Source organism: Oceaniovalibus sp. ACAM 378, assembly GCF_008085915.1.
In the GTDB taxonomy this organism is placed as follows: Bacteria; Pseudomonadota; Alphaproteobacteria; order Rhodobacterales; family Rhodobacteraceae; genus Oceaniglobus.
This window is the reverse complement of sequence record NZ_VSJK01000051.1, coordinates 1-6,091: the sequence shown is the minus strand read 5'-3', so window position 1 is coordinate 6,091 and position 6,091 is coordinate 1. Positions and strand designations below refer to the sequence as shown.

The 6,091-nt window shown below is 58.7% G+C and carries 7 protein-coding genes and 1 pseudogene; 6 read left to right on the top strand and 2 right to left on the bottom strand.

Annotation, left to right across the window (positions count from 1 at the left end):
* Nucleotides 1–193: 193 nt before the first annotated feature.
* Nucleotides 194–450, top strand: a pseudogene (locus FQ320_RS24930) (transposase); the annotation flags it as partial.
* A gap of 125 nt (nt 451–575) precedes the next feature.
* Here FQ320_RS24930 and FQ320_RS24925 read toward each other — a convergent pair.
* Together FQ320_RS24925 and FQ320_RS24920 are read right to left on the bottom strand one after the other, a co-directional pair.
* Nucleotides 576–1,043 carry an MAPEG family protein gene (locus FQ320_RS24925; RefSeq protein WP_148475958.1) on the bottom strand — a complete coding sequence of 156 codons (468 nt, stop codon included), beginning with the start codon at nt 1,041–1,043 and terminating at the stop codon, nt 576–578.
* A gap of 366 nt (nt 1,044–1,409) precedes the next feature.
* A complete protein-coding gene (locus tag FQ320_RS24920; RefSeq protein WP_148475957.1) occupies nt 1,410–2,093 on the bottom strand; it encodes an IS6 family transposase in 684 nt (227 codons plus the stop codon).
* Between the two features lie 223 nt (nt 2,094–2,316).
* On the opposite strand from FQ320_RS24920, the gene FQ320_RS24915 reads away from it, so the two are divergent.
* The 5 genes from FQ320_RS24915 to FQ320_RS24895 all read left to right on the top strand — a co-directional run bounded on the left by FQ320_RS24915 (nt 2,317) and on the right by FQ320_RS24895 (nt 5,799).
* Entirely contained in the window at nt 2,317–2,712 is a 396-nt protein-coding gene (locus FQ320_RS24915) for a hypothetical protein (RefSeq protein ID WP_148475956.1), read from the top strand.
* Nucleotides 2,713–3,176: 464 nt separating this feature from the next.
* Nucleotides 3,177–3,827: a lysophospholipid acyltransferase family protein gene (locus FQ320_RS24910; RefSeq protein ID WP_148475955.1), complete on the top strand. Its 651-nt coding sequence runs from the start codon at nt 3,177–3,179 to the stop codon at nt 3,825–3,827.
* Nucleotides 3,824–4,774 carry a phosphatidate cytidylyltransferase gene (locus FQ320_RS24905; RefSeq protein ID WP_148475954.1) on the top strand — a complete coding sequence of 317 codons (951 nt, stop codon included), beginning with the start codon at nt 3,824–3,826 and terminating at the stop codon, nt 4,772–4,774. Before FQ320_RS24910 ends, FQ320_RS24905 begins: the two co-directional genes overlap by 4 nt.
* Nucleotides 4,775–4,822: 48 nt before the next feature.
* The gene (locus FQ320_RS24900; protein ID WP_222861727.1) at nt 4,823–5,140 is read left to right on the top strand and encodes a hypothetical protein; all 318 of its coding nucleotides are present in this window, start codon (nt 4,823–4,825) and stop codon (nt 5,138–5,140) included.
* Nucleotides 5,140–5,799 (top strand): CDP-alcohol phosphatidyltransferase family protein, encoded by a 660-nt coding sequence (locus tag FQ320_RS24895; protein ID WP_148475953.1) that lies wholly within the window; start codon nt 5,140–5,142, stop codon nt 5,797–5,799. The genes FQ320_RS24900 and FQ320_RS24895 overlap by 1 nt, the downstream gene beginning before the upstream one ends.
* The last annotated feature ends 292 nt before the right edge of the window (nt 5,800–6,091 follow it).

Here is a 6,091-nt window from a genome sequence, read left to right as displayed (position 1 = left end):
CAATCCCCATAGCAACAAACCACCCACCAAGCCCAACCCCGCGATTTCCCGCTTGAGCGCTTCTCCGACGCCAGGCAACGTCCCGCGTCACTCAAACGTCGCGCGGGGCGTCCGAGAAACCTACATCGAAGCGTACCTTCGCCACGACGGTTCGGACCGTTCCAAAAACGAGGATTTGCTGCCCAGAGCCGATCTGCAACCTGGAACCGTGGTCATCTGCGACAACCTCGCAACGCATCGCAACGCATCGCAACAAAGACGCTGCCACCGCGCTCAAGACGCAAGGCTGCTGGTTCCTATACCTGCCGCCGTACTCGCCTGATCTCAACCCGATCGAAATGGCCTTGTCGAAACTGAAGGCCCATTTTGCGACGGATCGGAACCAGAACCTTCCACCAAATGTTCAATGCTCTCGTTGAAATCTGCGATCTGTTTACACCACAGGAATGATGGAACGACTTCTGTGAGGCCGGATATGGTTCAATTTAAAGGCTCGATGCTTAAATCGCCGTCTATCACCCCTGGCTGGTTAACGTGATAACTTCCTAGTGAGGGACTTCTGTACGCGGCGAGTCTCAGAGCAGCGCCGCGACCAGCACCCACAGGACCATGACGATCACCACAACCGAACCTACCGAGAAAAAGATGGCCCGTAACTCATGGTTTTGTGCGGTGGCGTAGGCGAAGGTGTGGGCGAGACGCGCCAACACGAAGCTGGCGAAAAGCGGTACCGCCACCCAGAGGGACGGCTCCGTGGCCACGAAGATAAGCCCTGCGGCCAAGAAGGCCGGAATACTCTCGAGGTCGTTGCGCTGTATGCGGCGGGACCGCTCAACCTTAGGGTCCAAGTCGAGCTGCTCTGGTCGGGGGTTACGATTAGCCACGGTAGTCCGAAGATCCTCGGGATTGAGAAGGCCCCCGTCGGTCCTCAACATCAGAGCCACAGTTACCCATCCCTGTCCCATCAGCTTGAGAAGCATGAGCGCGGACGCGACCGCATATGCTGCAAAAACGGGGTTCTCCATCGTGAGCGTCGAGGGCATTTAGAACATCCTCCTGCGGGCCAATCTGCAAGATCAGCTTATCACCAAAGCGTGCAAGAAGTCTTCGTGAATTGTCGTCACCTTTGTCGCGGTCCGGGGGCACCTCTCAAAATTGCCCCACCCCCTGCACTGCGGTATCAAGAGACAATGAACCAGCAAGCGGGATACAACGATGGCACAGATGGGTCGTGTTGCACGGATCGATTCCAATTCGGAACGCGCCCTACCCGAGATGGAATTCAGGCGGTGCGTTCGAAACTGGGGCGACCAAGTTCGGTCATCCGGTTCAGCACGCGGACACCAATCCTGGCCGGTTGTGTCGCAAATATATCAGCAGGCTAAACGCAAGCGTTTTGCTGGACACAGTTATTCTGCCAGCGCCGCGAACTGCTGAAAGGCGGTGCCACCGTTGCCGGCAAGCTGACCCTTTCGGATCATATGCGCGGTCTCGATCCCGGCGAGGGTCGCCTGCGCAGCAGCGAAGGATTTGAAGCCCTGCATCGGCCGGGTCAGCTTCTTGATGAAGCGGTGGTCCTGCTCCAGGATGTTGTTGAGGTATTTGACCTGCAGAACCTCGATCAGCCAGAACCAGCTCCTCAGGATCAGCCGGATGTTCATGTTCTCCAAGCCGGCGAGGTTGGCGCCGCTCTTGTCGATCACGACCTTGTCCGGCCAGCCGTTGCTCCGGATCGTTCGGGTGAAGTACACGGTTGCCGCAGCCTCGTCGCGGCGCTCCGAAAGCATGAAATCAAGGGTATTGCCCTCCTTGTCGACCGCTCGGTACAGGTAAGTCCACCGGCCTTTCACTTTGACGTAGGTTTCATCCATACGCCACGACCTACCGGTTGCCGACTTCCGCTTCTGCGCCTCGGCCGCGATGAGCGGGGCGTATTTCACCACCCAGCGGTTCAGGGTAGCGTGGTCAATATGCACCCCACGCTCGGCCAGGATTTCTTCGAGATCGCGGTAGGAGACGGCGTACCGGACATAGAAAAACACCGCGTAGAGGATGACATGCTTCGGATAATGGCTGCCCTTGAATCTGATCACTCCGTCCTCCGACAATCTGCTACCGTGCCGCAGCGGGCATAGCGAAAAGGTCGACACGGCGAAAGTTAGACAGAAAGTTTGCGACACACCCGCCCGCCTCCGGGCGTTCCCGCAACCGCGGAGACCCTCAGAGGCAAAAGATACTTGATCTGCGGGCCTGATCAGGCGATCTTGACGTCAAAAGGCAGTCCACTTGGAGAATGTCGGCTTGGGGGGATCGACGATGCGCTATCTCATTGGGGCCGTGGCCCTTGCCTATTGCGGCTTGGCGCTGCCAGCCGCGGCGCAGCAGGAGATCGGGTCCTATAATACTTGGATCAGTCCGCAGGACGCGCGCAATTCCGACGGCAAGGCACTGACCAGCGTCTGCGCTATGGTGCAGCAGGACCGGGCGAATTATCACCGCTTCGATCGACCCGATCGCTACGACGGGCACGACCTGTTTTTCGGCAGCGTCGAGGCTCGGGCAGTAATTTCGTCAAATTGCCGGGTGCGCGAAGGACTCTCGGACTATATTCTCCGATCAGTCGCGCGGGGCGAGGCAGCCTACATTCATGTGACGATATTTGGCCAAGGTAACAGGGTCACAGGTGTCGACATTCGCGAAGGGGCGGGCTGAGCCAGTCGCAACCCGAGTTGTCCAATTTCCTCGAACTCGCTGAATCAATGCTGAAGGGTCGATCAGCGCACGCGGGGTTTTCGCGTTTAACGTTCGCATTCAAATGATCCCCGCGAGCTTCTGCATCTGCTCACAGATGAGCGGATGGAATAAGAACGTCCATCCACTCAAACTCAAAGCTCGACGTCGATGACTTGGTTGATGTTGATATTCGATAGATCGCGACTCAAATCGAGAATGCTCAAGGGCTTTGTCAGGTTGACCGAATGCCCGAACCTTGGTGCACGGAAATACCGGTTCTTGCGAGAGCGGTCCATCAAGCGTAGCACGTGCAGGCGCGATTGTGTGGGCTGCTCTAGCGGCGTGTAATCCGATCTCGTACGTCAACTTGTCTCACCGATTTGCGCTGCCGCTTTTGTTTCTTTAATAGTGGCCGAACTGTCGAGTGGCGAGGTGGTGAAGACGTGCGGACAAACGGGTGGACAGCTGAAGTCGTCGGTGGCGCGATCGCGTTTTTCGCGCGCGCAATCACGGCGGTTCAGGCGGTCTGGACAGGAATCGACCCGACACTTCAACGCCAGCGTGTGTATTTTGCCAACCATGCCAGCCACGGCGATTTCATTCTGATTTGGTCTGTCCTGCCACCCCGGTTGCGCCGACAGGTTCGGCCCGTTGCCGGAGCGGAATATTGGGAGCAGGGCCGGTTGCGCCGCTTTATCGGCTCGGACGTTTTCAACGCCGTGCTGATCGCCCGCAATGCGGCCGAGCGTCAGGCCGATCCGATCGCACAAATGGCCGGTGCGCTGGACGATGGCGCATCCCTGATCCTGTTTCCCGAAGGCACGCGCAACCAGACAGATGAGGTGCTTTTGCCGTTCAAGAGCGGCCTTTTTCATCTTGCACGAACACGGCCCGATATTGATCTGGTTCCAGTCTGGATCGAAAATCTGAACCGGGTCTTGCCGAAGGGGGCGTTCATTCCGGTGCCACTGATGTGCAAAGTGAATTTTGGTGCGGCCTTGCACCTGACTGAGAACGAAGCCAAGGCTGAATTTTTGCAAAGATCGCGCGACGCCCTGCTGTCCCTGAGCCCCGCCGCAAAGGTCACCCCATGAACCCCGTACATTCCGACCTGCTGACAGTGATTGCGCGGATTGGCGGCGTTTTGGTCGTGGCCAGCGTGATCGGCTTTGTATTGCAACGGCGTCTGTCACCCGATGGACAGAACGAGGGGATTGAAAACCTGAACGCCCGTATCCGGGCATGGTGGGTGATGGCCATCGCTATTTCGCTTGCGTTCCTCGCTGGGCGCACCGGGGTGATCATTCTGTTCGCGCTTTGCTCTTTCGCGGCCTTGCGCGAATTTATGACGCTGACCAACGCGTCTCGCGCCGATCACCGCTCGCTTGCGGCTGTGTTTTTCATTGTTCTGCCGATTCAGTACTATCTGGTCTGGACGTCCTGGTATGGGCTGTTCGCGATTTTCATTCCGGTCTGGGTGTTTCTGCTACTGCCGATTGTCTCGGCATTGTCAGGTGCGTCGCGCAATTTTCTTGTTCGCGTTGCCGAGATGCAATGGGCACTGATGATCTGTCTTTATTGTGTGTCGCATGTGCCGGCGCTGCTTAATCTGGATATTCCCGGATACGGCGAACGCGGCGTGCTGCTGATCGCTTTTCTGGTCATCGTGGTCCAACTGAGCGACGTGTTGCAATATGTCTGGGGCAAACTGATCGGGCGTCACAAGATCGCACCCAGCCTGTCACCGTCGAAAACCATCGAAGGCTTTGTCGGCGGCAGTCTGACAGCGACCTTGATCGCGGCAAGCCTGTGGTGGATTACGCCATTCTCGCCGGTCGAGGCGGGCCTGATGGGGTTTGTCATTACCATCATGGGCTTTCTGGGTGGTCTCGTGATGTCTGCAATAAAGCGCGACCGCGGCGTCAAGGATTGGGGACACAGCATTGCGGGCCACGGCGGATTTATTGACCGGCTCGACTCGGTGATCTTCGCGGCGCCGGTTTTCTTCCACCTCAGCCGCTACTTCTGGAGCGTGAGTTGAGCGTCGCGTTTACCCGGCAGGCGCCGATCCATATGGCGGGGGCGTTTCTTGCGATGGGGCGGGGCGGTCTTTGCCAGCCGCGCCCATCCGATGCCCGAGCCGGTGATCGCCGGGGTGCTGCAGGGCACGATTTCTGCTATTATCACCCTGCTTTTGAAGCGGATGATTGAGGCAGTCACAGCCCGGCTTGCCGGACTGCCTGCGCTGATTGTACCGCCGGTGGTGGCTGCGTCCCTATCGCTTGTGCTGCTGGCGGTGCTGCATGGTCAGGCCGGAACGCCCGAGACTGCGGCGACAATCGCCGTTTCGCTGATTGTCTCGACGAGTTATGCCTTCTTTTACAGTCTCACGCTCTGGAAACCATGATGACCGAAGTCAAAAACCGCCGCCCCCTTGCCAGCCGGCAGGCCGGCTGGGCCGTCAGGATATCGCGTTGGCTGGCCGGAACCCGCATCACTCCGAACCAGATTTCCATGGCCGGAATGATCGCGGCCCTGATTGCCGGAGCCTGTTTCTGGGCCGCAGATGGCGTCAGCGGTGGCCTGCGTTCGCTTCTGTTTGTGGCGGCAGCGCTATTTGTGCAGCTTCGCCTGCTGTGCAACCTGTTCGACGGCATGGTTGCCATCGAAGCCGGTCGCGCCTCGCCCGATGGCGGTTTCTGGAACGAATTTCCAGACCGAATCTCGGACATGCTGATCCTTATGGGCGTCGCACTTTGCATCGAAAGTCCCGCGCTTGGTTGGGCCGCGACGGGTTTTGCCTTTCTGACGGCCTATGTCCGGGAATTGGGCGTCAACGTCGGCGCCGGCGCGGATTTTGCCGGACCGATGGCCAAGCCACACCGGATGGCACTAGTGACGCTGGCAGCAATCGTCAGCCTGGCCGAGCCTTGGTGGAATGGCACGGGGCAGGTGTTGCGCGTGGCTTTGTGGGTGATCATAATCGGGGCTGCCTTCACGGCATTGCGTCGGGCGTGGCGGCTTGTGGGTAAACTTCGAAGGCCGAAGCAAGATAGGGCTCGGTGATATCCGGGCAATCGCGGCGCTGACTAACTGCTCACCAAGTGCTTGGCACCAGCGGCACTGTCAGCGCGCCCAAGCCAAGCGCGCGTTCGGCGCCATTTGCAACCGGCCTAGGGGATTGCCAAACGCCGTTTCGGCGAACATTGCGTCGGGGGTTACACCGGTGTCGGCTTTGTCAGGTTGTTGCCGCTCGACCAAACCTTTGGGTGATCTCGGCAATCAGGCCGTCAGCTCTGCAGTATAGCCTGTCCAGAGGTCGAGCGCATCGGACCTCGCGTGGTGGTAGGATTTGGCA